The following is a 17,730-nucleotide window of genomic DNA, read 5'->3' as shown; positions in this document are numbered from 1 at the left end:
TGGATATAAAAAAATCGTAATCACATGGATTACGATTTTTAACTATTTATGAGCTTCAATATATTTAAAGGCTTGTTGGCCGGCAATTCCACCTTCACCAACGGCAGTTGTGATTTGACGTAAATCCTTCTTACGAACATCTCCCACTGCGTATACCCCAGGAACTTTGGTTTCCATTTGATCATTGGTTTCAATCCAACCATTATCATCAGTAATCCCTAAATTTTTAAATGGTTCAGTCATTGGGTTAAGACCTACATAAATAAACACCCCAGCAGCATCAATCGTAGATTCTTCACCAGTTTGATTATTTCGAACCCGCACACCGGTAACTTTATTTTCATCACCTAAAATTTCTTCAACGTTAGTATTCCAAACGAAATTCATCTTTTCGTTAGAAAATGCCCGTTCTTGAGAAACCTTTTGTGCCCGAAGTTGATCACGTCGGTGAATAACAGTTACTGAGTTAGCGATTTTAGTTAGGTAAAGGCCTTCTTCAATGGCAGAATCTCCGCCCCCCACGACAACCACATCCTTATTTTTAAAGAATGCTCCGTCGCAGACAGCACAGTAGGAAACTCCCCGGCCACCAAATTCGTCTTCGCCTAGAACGCCTAATTTCTTGTATTCGGAACCAGTGCCGATGATAACAACCTTAGCTTCGATTTCTTCACTATCAGTCTTAACTAACTTAGTATCACCTAGGTCTGTGATTGACTCTACACTTCCGTATACGTACTCTGCTCCAAAATTAATGGAGCTATCATACATATTTTGAGCCAAATCAGGTCCCATAATGGATTTAAATCCAGGATAATTTTCAATTTCTGCCGTGTTATTCATTTGACCACCATAAATCCCACGGTCGATCATTGCTACTGAATAATTGGCTCGGGATGCATATAAAGCAGCGGTCATGCCACCAGGTCCCGCACCAATTACAACGACATCATAACTTTTTGTCATTTGGCTCCTCCTCATAAAGAAATATACTTAATATCTGAGAAAGACTTTACTATTAAAAAGTAAGTTTGTCCAGTATTTTATTTTTGGGCCTTGTTGTCTTCTTCAGTTAACTCTTTACCTAGTTCTTTAATGTACGTTCTTAGACCATCAGCAATTTCTTCGTGCCGTAATCCAAAAGTGATGTTAGTCTTCAACCAACTTAACTTGTTACCCGTATCAAACCGCTTCCCCTTAAATTCGTGAGCAAAAACCCGTTGAGTCTTGTTTAAGGTATCAATGGCAGTGGTCAATTGAATTTCACCACCATCATCTGGAGCAGTGTTTTCCAAAATCCCAAAAATTTCAGGAGTTAGTAAGTAACGGCCGATAATAGCCAAATCACTTGGGGCTTCTTCAGGAGCTGGTTTTTCCACAAATTGTTTAACGTTATAAAGACCAGCCTTTACTTCTTTAGAAGGATCAATAACACCATACTTAGAAATATCTTTGTGGGGGACTTTCTTAACTGCCAACGTAGAAGCACCAGTATCAGCGTAGCTTTCCATCAATTGTTTAGTTAATGGAACCTTGTCCTCCATAACATCGTCACCTAACATGACCACAAAGGGTTCGTTGCCAATAAAACTTCTAGCGGTGTAAACCGCATCCCCTAATCCACGAGGATGAGATTGGCGAATAAAGTAAATATTCATATCGTTAGTTTTACGGATAGATTCTAGCATTTTTTCTTTATGCTTTTCTTCTAAATTCATTTCTAGTTCTGGATTGGAATCAAAGTGATCTTCAATAGAGCGTTTGCCCTTACCGATAACGATTACAATGTCTTTAATACCAGACTTTTTAGCTTCTTCTACAATAAATTGAATAGTTGGCGTGTCAACAATTGGCAGCATTTCCTTAGGCAACGCCTTAGTTTCAGGTAGAAAACGGGTTCCTAGCCCCGCTGCTGGAATTACTGCTTTGGTAACTTTCTTAGTCATTGGTAAACTCCTTAATTTTTCTTAGCCAATTTCGGCCTTGCCATCACGGGTCATTGCCCAACGAATAGCATCCCTAATTTCTAAGTTTTCGTATAGTACTTTGTAAATTGCGGTGGTAATTGGCATTTCAATGCCTCGTTCTTGTGACAATTCATAAGCTGCTCTGGCAGTGGCAACCCCTTCGATTACCATTCCCATGTTTTCTACAACTTCGGTTAGGGATTTTCCTTGGCCTAATTCGTTACCAGCTCGCCAGTTTCGGGAGTTAGTACTAGTAGCAGTGACGATAATATCACCGACCCCAGATAATCCGATAAAGGTTAATGGATTAGCTCCAAAAGAAGTTCCTAACCGAGAAATTTCAGCTAGCCCTCGAGTCATTAATGCTGCTTTGGCATTATCTCCATAGCCTAAACCATGAAGAGCTCCAGCTCCTAACGCAATAATATTTTTCAATGCCGCCCCAATTTCAACACCGATAATATCATCGTTAGTATACACTCTGAAGTAGTTATTCATAAATAACTTTTGAAGCTTTTCGGCTGCGTGTTGATTCTCACTAGCCACGGTCACTAAAGTAATATCATGTCTTGCAACGTCTTCAGCCTGACTAGGACCTGACAAAACAGCAATTGCGTCCCGGTTTTCAGGAGCAATTTCTTCAGCCAAGACTTGAGACAATCTGGCATATGTTTTTTCTTCAATTCCCTTAGAAGCGTGTAAAATAGTAGCCTTCTGACCCGTTCGTTTCATGATCTCTCCTACTTGGCGAGCCACACTTCTAGTAACCTGGGTTGGCACAACGAATAAAATGTCATCTGCTCCTTTAATTGCGGCTTCAATGTCTGAATATGCCACAATGCTTTCAGAGTAGGTGTAATCTTTGACATAACGCTTGTTAGTATGTTGATCATTTAATTCTTTAACCTGTTCAGGATTGTATGACCAGATCCGAACTTCCGAACCATTTTCATCTAAAACACTGGCTAAGATACTGCCCCAAGAACCTGCACCTAGTATCGCAACTTTTTCTGCCATATTATGTTCTCCTTAAATTTGTTCGTCATTTGTGGCCCCAGTGAGATACCAAGGCTGCTGTTGTTTTCTACGATAAATAAAAATTCCGATAGCTCCAATAAACAACACTATCGATAAAATTTGAGAAATCCTAAGTCCACCTAACATCAAACTATCTGTCCGCATTCCTTCTACAAAAAAACGGCCAAAGGAATACCATAAAACATACGTTAAAAAAATTTCTCCTTGTTTAAACAGATGTGGATTATGGCGTAGTGACACTAAAACCATAAAGCCTAGGAAGCTCCAAACCGACTCATATAAAAAAGTTGGTTGACGATACATTCCGGTAATATACATCTGATTAATAATCCATTCCGGTAAATGTAGCCCCTGCAAGAAATTCAAAGTAGTTACCTGTCCAAAGGCTTCTTGGTTCATAAAATTGCCCCACCTACCAATGGCCTGAGCCAAGATAACGGTAGGTGCCGCCACGTCTAGCATTAACCAAACCGAAATAAAATGTTTGCGACAATACCAAATGATGACTGCCATGGCTCCGATTAAAGACCCATAAATAGCAATTCCACCATCCCAGATCCGTATAATTTCATCCGGATGAGCGGAATAATACCCCCACTCAAAAATTACATAATACAATCTTGCACAAATTAAAGCGGCTGGTAATGCCCACAAAATCATATCATAAATATTGTCCGGATCAATTCCGCGTCGACTACCTTCCCTAGTTGCTAGAAAAACAGCTAATAGCACTGCACTAGCAATAATAATACCGTACCAGTGAACTTCGATACCACCTAAGTGAAATGCAATCGGATTTAAAGCCAAACTTTGTATCACAACCAATTACTCCTTCTCTTCTTTAGTCTTACCAGCAGTATTAGACTTTTTTTCTGGAGCAATCGCAGCTTCATTTTGTTTAATAATATTTTCGTTTTTTTGTTCTTCAGATGTATCACTTTCACTATTTTGTTTGATCAAATTATTCAAATTACGATCAAAAGTAGCAGTAGCATCATAACCCATTGATTGCGCTCGGAAGTTCATCGCTGCCGCTTCAATAATGATGGCTAAATTTCGACCAGTTCTAACCGGAATGGTGATTTTAGGTACTTGAACGTCAAAAATTTGAACGTTTTCGGTTCCGTTACCTAACCGGTCATACTTATCGTCTTTGGAATAGTTAGCTAAATTAACAATTAACGCTACCTTAGTGCGGCTTCTAACTGCCCCGGTACCAAACAACGTCATGACATCGATAATCCCAATTCCTCGAATTTCCAATAGATGCTGTAAAATTGCCGGTGCCGTACCCATCAAGGTCTGTTCATCCTGTTGATAAACCTCTACACGATCATCAGCAATCAAACGATGACCTCGTTTAACTAATTCTAGAGCAGTTTCACTTTTACCAATTCCACTATCACCGGTAATCAATAAGCCTAAACCATACACATCAACTAAAACTCCATGTAGTGATTTCCGTTCTGCCAGTTCATCTTCTAAATAATTAGTCATGTTCGATAAAACTCGCGAAGTGGTTAATTTAGTTCCCAAAACTGGAATATTAGCCTGTCTTGCAGCCTGCAATAATTCTTCTGGTGGATCTAGTTGCGTTGAAATAACGAATGCTGGTGTTTCTGGTCGACACATTTCCTGCATTACTTCCAGCAATTTTTCTGGTTCCATACGCTTAGCGTAAGAAATCTCAGTAATTCCTAAAAGTTGTACCCGCTTAGCAGGATAATAGTTGAAAAAACCAGTTAATTCTAATCCTGGTCTAGAAATATCGCTTGTTGAAATTCTGCGCGTTTTTAAAAACTCTTCTCCACAATAAACACTCAATCGAGCATTTTGAACAAGGTCGTAAACACTAACACTTTCCGCCAAAAGACCTTCCTCCTCACTTCATTTCCTTAATTTTAGCACTTTAATTAATCAGATTGTTGGTTGCTAAAGAATTCGTTTACAATCATGTTAATAATCGACATCAAAATGGCGATTCCCACCGCTACCCAAAAGGATGAGAACCAAAATTGACTCCCGACAATCCAAGACGTAATTTCTAGCATAAAACCGTTGATCAATAAACTAAACAATCCTAACGTCACAATGGTAATGGGAAATGAAAAGAACTTAATAATCGGTTTAACTAAAACGTTTAAGACCGCTAGTATTACAGCAGCCCCTAAAGCGACCCAAATACTGGAAACATGAAAGGAAGTGGGCCAAAAGCCACTTAATGCCATAAAAATTATTGCGTTAACAATTATGCTGGTTAAAAAATTCAAATTTATCCCCTCTTTGGGTCATCGATGTCTTGTTCTTCCACACCATGAATAACCTTTCGACCCTGATTTTTATTATTTGGTTTAGTAAATGCAGTGGTAGGTTGGTGACCATAATCAACGGACACTATTACTGCCAAAATTATGTAACCAATTACACAAAAAATACCTATCCCTGGAGTTAAACACAAAACTACAAATAAAATTCGGAGTAAATTAGCATTCCAATCAAAATATTCTCCAATACCGCCTAAGACCCCTGCAACTACTTGATTAGTACTGGAACGTCTAAATCGCTTTTTTGATTTCATCATTTTCCTCCTACTAGATAAGTCTAATCATAGAGTATCCAAAAAAAGCGCTACATTCAAGTCTGTAGCACTAAAATTAGCGATTTTTAACCTATTTAACTTAGTAGTTCTTTAACTCAACAATTTTGCCCGTGGCTAAATAGACCGTCCATTCACAAATATTAATTCCATAGTCACTAATTCTACCCAAATCTTGAGCCACCTTTAGGTAGATAATAGCTGAATTAATTAACCCTGGATTTTTAGACATGGCCTGATAACTAGGTCCGGCAATTTGATCATACATGCCGTTAATAGTCTCATTATAAGTTTCAGGGACTGCTTCAGCAGCATTTTGATCTACTATTGCGTAACTATTTAAAGCTGCTTGTAACTCAGCAGTTACTTCTGTAACCATTTTCTTAACATTGACTTCAATTTCTGATAAATGGGTTAATCCCTGTAACTTAATTGTTCTTCTAGCAATATTTCGAGCGTGATCACCAATGCGCTCCAAATCGGTCACGGCCTTCAATACCCCGACTACGTGTCTTAAATCAGCTGCCACCGGTTGATATAAAGCAATTAATTCGAAAGATTTTTTTTCTAATTTGGTTTGCAATTCATTAATAGCATGATCGGAATCAATTACTTCTTGAGCTAAATTAACATCATGCTCCACAAACGATTTTCCGGCTTTAATCACGGCTTCAGTAGCTAAAGAACCCATTTCTACAAACTGAGAATTTAAGTTAGTTAGTTCTTGTTCAATAATTTTCATCTTATTTCCTCCTATCCGAATTTACCGGCTAAGTAATCTGCCGTTTCTTGTTTTGCTGGTTTTAAAAACATTTTCTTGGTTTTATCAAACTCAACAATCTTACCAGCGTTAAAAAAGGCAGTTCGATCTGAAATTCTACCAGCTTGAGCTAAATTATGGGTAACCGTAATAATCGTGTACTCTTCTTTTAATTCTAGCATCGTTTCTTCGATTTTAGCACTTGAAATAGGGTCCAAAGCACTGGTGGGTTCGTCCATTAAAATAATCTCTGGAGAAACCGCCAAAACTCGAGCGATACAAATTCGCTGTTGTTGTCCCCCCGAAAATGCCGACGCGTTTTGGTGAAGCTTGTCCTTGACTTCATCCCAAATTGCGGCCTGCTTTAAACTCCGTTCTACCGCCGCATCAATTTGGGTTTTATCCTTCACACCAGCTAATTTGAGACCAAAGCTAACGTTATCATAAACGGAAAACGGAAATGGATTAGGCTGTTGAAACACCATGCCAATTTGACTTCGTAGCTCTACCAGATCAACATGAGGGGCATAAATATCGTTGCCCTCAAACAGAATTTTGCCTTCGATTTTAACTCCATCAATCAAGTCGTTCATTCGGTTTAAACTACGTAAAAACGTAGATTTCCCACAGCCAGATGGGCCAATTAAGGCGGTAATTTCATTGGGTTGAAAAGCAAGATTAATGTCATATAAAGCCTGAAAATCACCATAAAAGAGGTTTAAATTTTGAGATTCAATAATTGCGCTCATTAAGCCGCCTCCTATCCAAAATTACCAGAAACATAATCGTTGGTACGGTCCATCTTGGGACGAGTAAATACTTTTCTGGTTTGGTTGTATTCCACTACCCTGCCTTGATCAAAAAAGACCGTATAGTCACTTAAGCGGGCCGCTTGTTGCATATTATGAGTGACAATAATAATTGTATATTGTTCGCGTAAATCTTTTAAAGTTTGTTCTAACTGGGCAGTTGAAATCGGATCTAGTGCACTAGCAGGTTCATCTAACAATAAAATCTCTGGCTTCACGGCTAATGCTCTAGCGATACAAACTCGTTGCGCTTGACCACCTGATAATGCTAAAGCACTTTTATTTAATTGATCCTTTACCTGATCCCAGATAGCTGCTTGCTTTAAAGAAGTTTCTACAATTTCATCTAGGATCTGCTTATCCGTGATCCCTCGCCGCTTTAAAGCAAAGGTAATATTATCATAAATCGACTTAGCAAACGGATTAGGCCGTTGAAACACCATTCCGATTTGCCGTCTGACTTCATAAACGTCAACTGCTGGTTGATTAATATTGATTCCTTGAAAGTTAATTTGTCCAGTAACGGTGGCAACATCGTCGTTCATCCGGTTTAAGGAACGTAGATAAGTAGACTTACCGGAACCTGAAGGCCCAATTAAGGCGGTAATCGTATTTTGCTTAAAGGCCAAGGAAGCATCAATCATGGCGTGCCGATCATCGTAAAAGACGTTCAGTTTATCAGTAGAAATCGCAATTGGCGTTTCTTTATCAAATTGATATAAGTACTGCTCTGCTGTTTGTAGCATTAAAATTCCTCCTTAATCAGTAGCCGTCATTTTCTTGAAAATTTTTCTACCCAGGTAACGGGCTAATAAGTTAAAGAGCAAAATAGCCAAAACCAAGACTGCTGCTGAACCAGCTGAAACTTGGGTACCATCAGGCATAATTCCTTCAGAATTAATTTTCCAGATGTGAACTGCTAAAGTTTCTGCGGGCCGCATCGGGTTTAGCGGACTAGCACTATTAAATGGATTCCAGTCAGCAAAGTCTAGTGCTGGTGCACTTTGTCCGGCTGTATAAATTAAGGCAGCCGCTTCACCAAAAATTCGACCAGCTGACAAGATTACCCCACTGATAATGCTAGGTAAAGCTGCTGGTACTACGATATGGGTAATGGTTTCAAACTTAGAAAGGCCTAATCCCAACCCACCTTGAAGTTGATTATCATCGACGCTACCAATTGCATCTTCTACGCTTCTAGTTAGCAAAGGTAAGTTGAAAACTGCTAAGGTCAATGCCCCTGAAAGAATTGAGAAGCCATATCCCATTTGAATTACGAAAAGTAAGAAACCAAATAACCCCACCACTACAGATGGTAAAGAACTTAAAATTTCAATACTGGTCCGCATCACAGAGGTTAACCAATTATCCTTAGCATATTGATTCAGGTAGATAGCTGCTCCTAACGAAATCGGAAATGAAATGATTAACGTTAAGATTAACAGGTAAAATGAATTGAATAATTGAATGCCAATTCCACCGCCAGCTTGAAACGGTTTGGCTGGGCTAGTTAAGAAATGCCAGTTCACATATGGCAGACCTCTAACAAAAATGTATCCCAGTAATAGGGCCAAGATAATGACAACCAAAGCAGCAATTACTCGAACTCCACCAATCGCGATTTGGTTTTTACGTTGATTTGCTTTCATTTCTTAAAGGCCCCCTTTCGACCAATTAAATGTACGATTAAGTTGAAAATTAATGACATCGCTAATAGCACTAACGCTAACGACCACAAAGCATTATTTTGTAAAGAACCCATTACGGTATTACCCATGCCAGCTGTTAATACGGAGGTCAATGTTGAGGCCGGTGAAATCAAACTATGTGGCATCAATGCGGCATTACCGATCACCATTTGTACGGCTAAGGCTTCACCAAAAGCCCGAGCCATTCCAAAAACAATTGCAGTCAAAATACCGGGAGTTGCTGAGCGCAAGACTACTTTCCAAATGGTTTGCCACTGAGTAGCTCCTAAGGCAAACGCTGCTTGCCGATAATGATTGGGAACTGACTTTAAGGCGTCGACAGTCATGGAAACAATGGTTGGTAAAATCATCACGAATAGCACAAACATCCCAGATAAAATTCCAAAACCACTACCACCTAAAGTATTACGCACAAATGGCACCACAATTGTTAAGCCAATAAATCCGTAAACCACTGAAGGAATTCCAACTAGTAATTCCACTACCATTTGTAAAAAACTGGCTTCTTTTTTAGAAGACAATTCCGTCATAAAAATGGCTGTTCCAATTGCAAATGGAGTTGCTAACAATGCTGCCAATAATGTGACCCCAAACGAGCCTACAATCATTGGTAACGCTCCTACAGCTGGCTGACCGGATGGAGTGGTTGAACCTGGGTTCCAATTCGTTCCTAAGAAGAAATCTTTAAGACTCACGCTATCATTGATAAACATAGTAGATCCTTTAACCAGGATGAAACCAATAATTCCAATCACAATGACCATGATTAATGCCAGGGTTAAAACACTTATGAATTTTCCCCGTTGCTCATAACGTGCTGTTTTAGATTTAGTGAGTAGTTTTTGCGTTTTTAAATTACTTTTAGGAGTCATTTGATCACTTCCTTACTATTCGCCCATCAGCGGTCCGTTGATATTGCATCTGATCGACTTGAATGTATTTTAAGCTGGAGAACAAAGATTTTTGCACGGTGTCACTAGTGAGATATTGCAGGAACTTTTTAGTGAGTCCTTTGGCTTCACCGTGAGTATAAACGTGTTCATAAGACCAAATAGGCCATTTATTAGTCTGCACATTTTGTTTGGTTGGAGCTATGTTGTTTAGAGTCGGAGTCGTGATTGTATTATTCACAAAACCAAATGAAAGATAACTTATTGCCCCCGGGGTGGAACTAACAATCTGACGAACAGTCCCGGACGAATCTTGCTCTTGAGCCGTCATACTTGGCGTATTTTTCAAGCCATAGTGTTCAAAAGTTACCCGAGTTCCACTACCAGCGGTTCGGTTAATAACGGTGATGGGGAGGTTCTTTCCCCCTACCTGCCGCCAATTAGTGACCTTGCCAGTAAAGATAGCAATTAATTGTTTTGTGGTTAGATTCTTAACACCAGCTTGTTTGTTAGTTACCACAGCTACGCCATCTACTGCGACTAAGTGGTCAACTAATCCCTTTGGGTTAATTCCTTCTTTTTCCTGAGCGAATAAGTCTGAGTTTCCCATATTTACAGATCCAGTAGCAATTTGGCTTAACCCAGTTCCAGAACCACCACCCTGAACGTTAATATTAACTCCAGTATGCTCCGTAGTATATTGCTCAGCTGCAGCTTCCATGAGTGGTTGTAAAGCCGTTGAACCTACTGCAGTGATCGTTTCGTTTTGAGCGCTCTGTTTATCACGAGTTATGTAGGCCAACGCCACTAACCCCACTAACACAATTCCCAGCAAGCTCAAATACATCTTTTTAGCCTTCATTTACGACTCCTCCCTTACAGTTAATAGCATAGCAAGCGATTGTAAATCTAAAACTGTGCTTATGTAAATATTGTGTAAATTTTGAATAGCATAATAAAAAAAGAATTAACTCAAATGAGTTAATTCTTTTGGTTAGCAATGGGAAAAGTTAATTGAATTGTGGTGCCTTGATTAATTTGGCTAGTAACATCGATATGACCATGGTAAGTTGCTGCTAATTCAGCTACGATGGCTAATCCCAGCCCAGTACCTTCAACTACTTGATTACTATGAGACTGATCCGCTCTAAAGAAACGTTCAAAGACCCTGGGAATTGCAGATTCTTCGATTCCAATACCAGAGTCAATCACTCGTAACCACCACTGGTCAGCGCTACTGTCAGCAGTAATTAAAACCTTACCGTTTTCTCGATTATACTTAATCGCATTACTAATCAAGTTACCAATAATTCGCTTCAGTGCTTGGCGATTACCAGTAACCACTAACTGTGCAGCAATTTGGTGAGTTAGGCTAACTTTCTTACTCTCAGCAATTGGTTGCCAACGAATGAGTTCTTGTTGGACCAAATCAGCTAACTCAATTGGTTCAATGTCTCCAGCTTCTTGCATCTGAACATGAGAAATCACCAAAATATCATTAACTAAGTCCGTTAATTGTTGACTGGCAGTTTCAATATCCTGTAAAAAATCCGTTAACGTTTCCGGATCGTCTTTGGCCCCCGCCTGCAATGTTTCGGTAAAACCTCGAATAGTAGCAACCGGGGTTTTTAATTCATGACTAGCGTTTCTCAAAAAATCAATTTGGCTTTGCTTAGCTGCCACTAACATAGTAATATCGTATAAAATAACAACCACTGCCGGCACAGCACCATCCAAATTAACCACCTGAGCATCCCAAGTCCGAGCTCGTTGAAAATTAGTAATTTCTTTATGACCGTTTTGCTGACTCATCAATGCTGAATTAATCATGTTTAACAAAGCCGCGTTACTTACGTCATCAGTAAACGGATGTGGCGCCGGATCAATTTCTTTTTCCACCATTTTAGCAAAAGCTTGGTTGGTCAAAGTGACGTTTTGTTGTTGGTCAATCACCATTACCCCTACTGGCAAGTGGTTTAAAACCCCCACCAGTTCGTCGGTAATATTAGTGACGGTAATTTGCTGATGTCGCTGATGAATTTGAATTTGATTTAATGCTTTATTGAGTTCATAAAAGGAACTACTAGGTGAATCAATTACTGGTCCCCGTTCCGCTCCTGAAGCAATTACATTTGCTCGTTGGCTAATTTGTTTAATTTGCTTATTTAAATTCAACAAATAGATAATCAACCCTATCAACTCTACCGCCATTATTGACAGTAAAATTAATCGACCAGTTAAAAACTGATGTTTTAATTCCCAACTCATAAACAAAACAGCAATTAATAAATTAAGACAACTAATTATAATTAAACTTTTGATTGCTTTATTTTTCATTTGATCTCCGCATCAAAACGATAACCAAATCCCCGAACCGTCGTTAACATTTCTGGATGTTTAGGATCAGTTTCCATTTTTTCTCGCAAATGGGCAATTTGCATATCAACCATTCTACTGTCGCCAACGTAGTCCGTCCCCCAGATAGCCTCAGCTAACTGTTCTCTAGATAATACTTGTTTGGGGTGCTTTGTTAAATAAGCTAGCAACTTAAATTCTTTAGGGGTTAACACCAATTCTTGACCATCTAATTGAGCCGTTACCAACTGCTCATCTATCCTAACTCGTTGAGGATCATCAACTTTATTACTATTAACCTGTTGAGTATCATTAGTCCGTCTGAGCACCGCATTAATCCGGGCCAAAACTTCTCGCGGACTAAAGGGCTTGGTAACATAATCATCCGCCCCAATTTCTAATCCTAAAACTCGATCAAATTCCGAATCTTTAGCGGTAATTACAATTACAGGCGTATTAATCCCATCACGCCGTAACACCTTCAAAACTTCTTCTCCAGTTAATTGAGGCAACATCAAGTCCAACAAAATAATATCAAAATTAGCTTGCTGGGCTAATTCCACTGCTGTCTTCCCATTATCAGCAGTAGTAACTTCAAAATTAGCCTGTTGCAAATTGTATTTCAATAGCTTTACGATCGACGGTTCATCATCCACCACCAAAACTGATTTCACAATTCATCCCTCACTTTGTATTTTCCGGAAAGACCTTAATTCCAATTTCGTGAGCAGCCCCTTGGAAGATGGCCGTTTCAGTCACTTTTAATTGGTCATTTCTATCCCGAACTTTCAAGTGGCAATAAGTAGCATTAGTAATCAAGGCTTTGTAAAAATCATCTTCATTAGTCACTTTTTGCCCGTTAACTTCTAGTATAACGTCACCCACCACTAAATTCATTTTAGCAGCTGGGCTATTAGGTTGAATCCCAATAATTCGAATTCCGTTCATTACCTGACTGTTAGAAAATGCTTGTTGCCGATCGTAAATAATATTTGCCACCACTAAAATAATGCCCACGATCAAATATGCTAATAACGCAATTAAAGACCATTGAGTAAAGAAACGACAAGCAATTGTTAATATGGCTCCCAATAACGTTAACCACGCTAATTGTTTTCCTAATCGCTGGAAAAAAACGGTAGGTAAACTGTGCTTAACGGTTAGCCCCAATCCAATTACTAATGGTAATCCCACTAGTGCAACAGAATGACCACCAAGATTTAATAATGGCCACCAAGGTAAATGCGTACTAAACCAGTTGCCTGGTACTAATACTAATAGTGGGACTACGGATAGTTCGTTAAATGGGTAAACGGCAATCATGGTATTACGTTTATTAAATTCAATTTTAGGCGATAAATGTTGGCCTGCATTGCGGCGAACAAAGAAAGCTAAACCGCCAACAACAATGGTAGCTAACCCTAGTGTTCCCACTAAGTTAAGATTATTAGTTTGATAGCCCCACTTCGTTAACCAACCAGTTAGTGATTCAGTAAAATTAGTTGGATCAAATGCCATTATCCCAACTGTCGCTAACAACGTTAACAACGTCACTGATTGGGGAACTACCACCAGTAAAATTAAGGCAACGATTGGATAAATCACTACCAGTGAAAGTGGTACTGTTACTCCTGTCACCAAGCTAACTAAAGAACCTAATACTCCTAATAGCAAGCTCATTTGCACAAAATGACGCCCTTCATAATTGTCACTATCAATGGCCGAATGAAACAACTTACGTTCCCTTTTTACCCTATGACTAGAGATTAAATAACTTTTCAAACCTGCTGCTAAAACTAACAGGACTGCGGGGGTCACTAACCAATAAAACAATCCCAATAAATATTTCATCGCTTCAAATCCTACCCTTTCTTCATTTTAATCTGGATTGTCCTGTTGTAGTTGCCATTGCAAAAAAGCATTGATAAACGGATCCAAATCTCCATCCATCACAGCATTAACATTGGCAGTTTCGTAATTGGTCCGGTGGTCTTTAACCATTGAATAGGGATGAAACACATATGATCTGATTTGCGAACCCCAGCCAATATCTAATTGTTCACCCTGTAAAGCTGCTTTTTCCTCCGCCTTTTTTTGCTCTTCTAATTCATACAATTTTGACTTTAACATGTTCATTGCTGTTTCTCGGTTTTGGAGTTGCGAACGTTGAGCCTGACTAGCAACCACAATTCCAGTTGGTAAATGGGTAATTCTGACGGCAGAAGAAGTCTTATTAACGTGCTGTCCGCCAGCCCCGCTAGCCCGGTAAACATCGACCTTTAAGTCGTCTGGATTAATTTCGATTTCTACGTCTTCATTTAATTCTGGCATCACATCTACCGAAGCAAATGAAGTATGACGCCGACTAGCAGAATCAAACGGTGAAATTCGTACCAACCGGTGAACGCCCTTTTCAGATCTTAAGTAACCGTAAGCATCGGGACCGCTAATTAATAACGTAACACTGTCAATTCCGGCAACATCTCCCAATTGATAATCCAACGTGGTGACTTGAAAGTCATGTTGTTCAGCCCACCTAGTGTACATTCTAAGTAACATCGAACCCCAATCTTGCGATTCGGTGCCCCCAGCACCAGGATGAATTTCTAAGATGGCATTGTTATGGTCGTAAGGTCCACTCAATAATAGGGATAATTGATATTGGTCCACGTTATTTTGCAGTTGCTCCAACTGAGTTGTTAACTCTTCTGCTAAATCAGCGTCAGGTTCTTCTTCATAAAGATCTACCAACGTAGCGACATCATCTTGCAAGCTATTTAAATCATTAAATCGATCATACTTAGCTTTTAATTGATTATTTTCATCAATTAATTTTTGAGCGGCATTATTATCGTCCCAAAATCCTGGTTCGGCCATTTTGGATTCGTTAATAGCAATACTTTCACTTAACCGATCAAGGTCAAAGTGACCCCCTAAAGCCAGTGATAGCTTCTTGCAATTTTGCTAATTGTTTTTTACTTTCAGTTAATTCCATTCTCATTTCCTCCGTTAGTAAAAAGAAGGGCCAACGATTAAAATCATCACTGCCCTTCTACCATAAAACTTATTAACGTTGCATATTTTGTCGAATTTCAGCCTTCATAAAGAGACGAGTGGTATCGTAATCAATGTCTGATACCATTTCTTCAAACATGGTGTAGCCTTCTCGTTGGTATTCAACCAACGGATTTTGTTGACCATAACCACGAAGACCAATTGATTGCCGCAATTGATCCATGGCATCAATATGGTCGGTCCAATGAGCATCAACCACTCGTAAAAGAACTACTTTTTCGAATTCTAGCATTTGGGATTCGTCGTAAAGTTGTTCCTTCTTTTGGTCATAAACCTTCTTAGCCAAGTCCATCAAGTAAGCTTTAATTTCATCAGCTGATTTATTTTGCAAATCGCTTAAACTAATTTCATCTGGGTTTACCATAGCACTAATCGCAAAGTCCAAAATAGTTTCTAAATCCCAATCATCTTGATCGCCTTGGGTGTGTAAATCAACAATGCGGTTAACGGTTCGTTCAATCATTGGCATGATAACCCACTTCAATGAATTGTCTTCTTCGATAACTTCTTGGCGTTGTTGGTAAATAACTTCTCGTTGTTGTCGCATAACGTCATCATATTGCAAAACGTTCTTACGAGAATCGTAGTTATTACCTTCAACCCGCTTTTGCGCTGACTCTACTTGCTTAGTAATCATCTTGGAACGAATAACAGCGTCGTCGCCTTCAACCTTCATTCGATCCAAGAAATTCTTGATTCGTTCAGAACCAAACCGCAACATCAAATCATCTTCTAGGGACAAGTAGAATTGAGATAATCCTGGATCCCCTTGACGACCTGAACGGCCCCGAAGTTGGTTATCAATTCGTCGAGATTCATGTCGTTCAGTCCCAATAACAGCTAAACCGCCAAGTTCAACTACCCCAGGTCCTAATTTAATATCAGTTCCCCGGCCGGCCATGTTGGTGGCAATGGTTACGGCCCCTTTTTGCCCGGCATTCATAACGATTTCGGCTTCTTTAGCATGGTTTTTGGCGTTCAAAACTACGTGTGGAATATTTTCTGCATCTAATCGATTGGATAAGTATTCAGAAGTTTCCACGGCCACGGTACCAATTAGCATTGGTTGGCCTTTTTCATGTAATTCCTTAATCTTGTCTACTACCGCATCAAACTTAGATTCCAAACTAGGGTATAAAACATCGGGTTCATCAACTCGAGCCACTGGTTTGTTAGTTGGCACTGAAATAACTTCCATGTTGTAAATTTCCCGGAATTCTTCAGATTCTGTTTTAGCTGTACCCGTCATCCCGGCTAATTTCTTGTACATCCGGAAAAGGTTTTGGTAAGTGATGTTAGCCATCGTCTTACTTTCTTCTTGAATGGTTACACCTTCTTTAGCTTCAATAGCTTGATGTAATCCATCTGAGAAGCGCCGTCCGTCCATAATTCGACCAGTAAATGAGTCCACGATCATTACTTCATCATTTTGGACCACGTAGTCCTTATCACGAAGCATGATGTAATTAGCTCGTAAGGCTTGATCCAAATGGTGGGTTAAAGCGGTGTTATCAGTATCGTACAAATTATCCAAGTTGAAGTAATCTTCCGCTTTTTCAATCCCTTGATCGGTCAAAGAAACCGTCTTAGTTTCTAAATCTAACTTGTAATCTTCATCATTGGTTAAAGTTTTAGCAAACCGATCGGTCCGTACATACAATTGGGAAGTTCCACTTGATTGACCAGAAATAATCAATGGTGTTCTAGCTTCATCAATTAAGATAGAATCAACTTCATCGACGATCGCGAAGTTCAATGGACGTTGGACCATATCTTCTTTGTATACCACCATGTTGTCTCGTAAATAATCAAAACCGATTTCACTGTTAGTTGAATAAGTAATATCAGCAGCATAAGCCGCACGTTTATCTTCAGGACTCAAGTCATTAAGGTTAACCCCAACGCTTAAGCCTAACCAGTTATAAAGTTCCCCCATTTCAGCAGCATCCCGGGCAGTTAAGTATTCGTTCACCGTAACAACGTGAACCCCTTCGCCAGCTAAAGCGTTCAAATAAACGGGCATGGTAGCCGTTAAGGTTTTACCTTCACCAGTTTTCATTTCGGCAATATTACCTTCGTGTAAAACAATTCCCCCCATGATTTGAACGTGGAATGGGTAAAGTCCTAAAACTCGCTTAGCTCCTTCTCGAGCAACGGCAAAGGCTTCTGGAAGTAAGTCATCCAAAGTTTCACCATTTTGGTAACGTTCCTTAAACTCTGGTGTTTTTGCTTTTAGATCTTCGTCACTTAACTGGGCATACTCATCAGCGTATGATCCGACCTTATCGGCAAGATTGCTAAGTCGTTTAAGCTCTCTTTTATCGCTTTCGACCCATTTTTTTAATACATTTGCCATCAGTAAATTCCCTTCTACATTTCATTATTCATTGTTTTTAATGTTTTTGATTGTTTCAATATTACACACTAATTCATTGTATCATTGTAGCCAAGTGATGAAAACCAAAATAAACATTGTGTTTTGGTTAAAATCACGTGTCAAATGAAAAAGCTTACCGTAAAATTAACGGTAA

At 39.3% G+C, this 17,730-nt stretch carries 18 protein-coding genes; all 18 read right to left on the bottom strand.

The genetic code is table 11. The annotated features are described in order from the left end of the window. Window positions 1-42: 42 nt before the first annotated feature. Window positions 43-966: a thioredoxin-disulfide reductase gene (trxB, locus tag OXT66_RS06580; protein ID WP_268596577.1), complete on the bottom strand. Its 924-nt coding sequence runs from the start codon at window positions 964-966 to the stop codon at window positions 43-45. Between the two features lie 77 nt (window positions 967-1,043). Next, window positions 1,044-1,946, bottom strand: a complete 903-nt coding sequence (gene galU / locus OXT66_RS06575; RefSeq protein WP_268596576.1) for a UTP--glucose-1-phosphate uridylyltransferase GalU — start codon at window positions 1,944-1,946, stop codon at window positions 1,044-1,046. A 21-nt stretch (window positions 1,947-1,967) separates the two neighbouring features. Next, window positions 1,968-2,984, bottom strand: a complete 1,017-nt coding sequence (locus OXT66_RS06570) for an NAD(P)H-dependent glycerol-3-phosphate dehydrogenase (protein WP_268596575.1) — start codon at window positions 2,982-2,984, stop codon at window positions 1,968-1,970. A 12-nt stretch (window positions 2,985-2,996) separates the two neighbouring features. Then, the gene (lgt, locus tag OXT66_RS06565) at window positions 2,997-3,824 is read right to left on the bottom strand and encodes a prolipoprotein diacylglyceryl transferase (protein WP_419146383.1); all 828 of its coding nucleotides are present in this window, start codon (window positions 3,822-3,824) and stop codon (window positions 2,997-2,999) included. 6 nt (window positions 3,825-3,830) lie between these two features. Continuing rightward, the gene (hprK, locus tag OXT66_RS06560; RefSeq protein WP_268596573.1) at window positions 3,831-4,874 is read right to left on the bottom strand and encodes an HPr(Ser) kinase/phosphatase; all 1,044 of its coding nucleotides are present in this window, start codon (window positions 4,872-4,874) and stop codon (window positions 3,831-3,833) included. Window positions 4,875-4,918: 44 nt separating this feature from the next. Then, a complete protein-coding gene (locus OXT66_RS06555; protein WP_268596572.1) occupies window positions 4,919-5,275 on the bottom strand; it encodes a phage holin family protein in 357 nt (118 codons plus the stop codon). A gap of 2 nt (window positions 5,276-5,277) precedes the next feature. Next, entirely contained in the window at window positions 5,278-5,586 is a 309-nt protein-coding gene (locus OXT66_RS06550) for a PspC domain-containing protein (protein WP_268596571.1), read from the bottom strand. A 97-nt stretch (window positions 5,587-5,683) separates the two neighbouring features. Beyond that, window positions 5,684-6,343, bottom strand: a complete 660-nt coding sequence (phoU, locus tag OXT66_RS06545) for a phosphate signaling complex protein PhoU (RefSeq protein ID WP_268596570.1) — start codon at window positions 6,341-6,343, stop codon at window positions 5,684-5,686. A gap of 11 nt (window positions 6,344-6,354) precedes the next feature. Then, on the bottom strand, window positions 6,355-7,110 hold the full coding sequence (gene pstB, locus OXT66_RS06540) for a phosphate ABC transporter ATP-binding protein PstB (protein ID WP_268596569.1): 756 nt from the start codon (window positions 7,108-7,110) through the stop codon (window positions 6,355-6,357). A gap of 11 nt (window positions 7,111-7,121) precedes the next feature. Next, window positions 7,122-7,916 carry a phosphate ABC transporter ATP-binding protein PstB gene (gene pstB, locus OXT66_RS06535; RefSeq protein ID WP_268596568.1) on the bottom strand — a complete coding sequence of 265 codons (795 nt, stop codon included), beginning with the start codon at window positions 7,914-7,916 and terminating at the stop codon, window positions 7,122-7,124. Window positions 7,917-7,928: 12 nt separating this feature from the next. After that, window positions 7,929-8,819, bottom strand: coding sequence for a phosphate ABC transporter permease PstA (pstA, locus tag OXT66_RS06530; protein ID WP_268596567.1), 891 nt, complete (start codon window positions 8,817-8,819; stop codon window positions 7,929-7,931). Continuing rightward, window positions 8,816-9,751: a phosphate ABC transporter permease subunit PstC gene (pstC, locus tag OXT66_RS06525; RefSeq protein WP_268596566.1), complete on the bottom strand. Its 936-nt coding sequence runs from the start codon at window positions 9,749-9,751 to the stop codon at window positions 8,816-8,818. Before pstC ends, pstA begins: the two co-directional genes overlap by 4 nt. Before the next feature lie 4 nt (window positions 9,752-9,755). Continuing rightward, window positions 9,756-10,631, bottom strand: coding sequence for a phosphate ABC transporter substrate-binding protein (locus OXT66_RS06520; RefSeq protein WP_268596565.1), 876 nt, complete (start codon window positions 10,629-10,631; stop codon window positions 9,756-9,758). A 119-nt stretch (window positions 10,632-10,750) separates the two neighbouring features. After that, on the bottom strand, window positions 10,751-12,106 hold the full coding sequence (locus tag OXT66_RS06515; RefSeq protein WP_268596564.1) for a sensor histidine kinase: 1,356 nt from the start codon (window positions 12,104-12,106) through the stop codon (window positions 10,751-10,753). After that, complete coding sequence (locus OXT66_RS06510; protein WP_327059003.1) at window positions 12,103-12,798, bottom strand: response regulator transcription factor; 696 nt, start codon at window positions 12,796-12,798, stop codon at window positions 12,103-12,105. The genes OXT66_RS06515 and OXT66_RS06510 overlap by 4 nt, the downstream gene beginning before the upstream one ends. Before the next feature lie 10 nt (window positions 12,799-12,808). Next, window positions 12,809-13,975, bottom strand: coding sequence for a PDZ domain-containing protein (locus OXT66_RS06505; protein ID WP_268596563.1), 1,167 nt, complete (start codon window positions 13,973-13,975; stop codon window positions 12,809-12,811). Between the two features lie 27 nt (window positions 13,976-14,002). Beyond that, window positions 14,003-15,119, bottom strand: a protein-coding gene (gene prfB / locus OXT66_RS06500; RefSeq protein WP_268596562.1) for a peptide chain release factor 2 whose coding sequence is annotated in 2 segments (ribosomal slippage) — window positions 14,003-15,058 and window positions 15,060-15,119 — 1,116 coding nt in all. Because the reading frame shifts where the segments join, the coding sequence is not laid out codon by codon here. Window positions 15,120-15,191: 72 nt separating this feature from the next. Then, complete coding sequence (secA, locus tag OXT66_RS06495) at window positions 15,192-17,555, bottom strand: preprotein translocase subunit SecA (RefSeq protein WP_268596561.1); 2,364 nt, start codon at window positions 17,553-17,555, stop codon at window positions 15,192-15,194. Window positions 17,556-17,730: the final 175 nt, after the last annotated feature.

The sequence above is a fragment of the Lentilactobacillus senioris genome (genome assembly GCF_026798195.1).
In the GTDB taxonomy this organism is placed as follows: domain Bacteria; phylum Bacillota; class Bacilli; order Lactobacillales; family Lactobacillaceae; genus Lentilactobacillus; species Lentilactobacillus senioris_A.
Note: the sequence above shows the minus strand (reverse complement) of the source record. Positions and strands in the feature narration are given on the sequence as shown.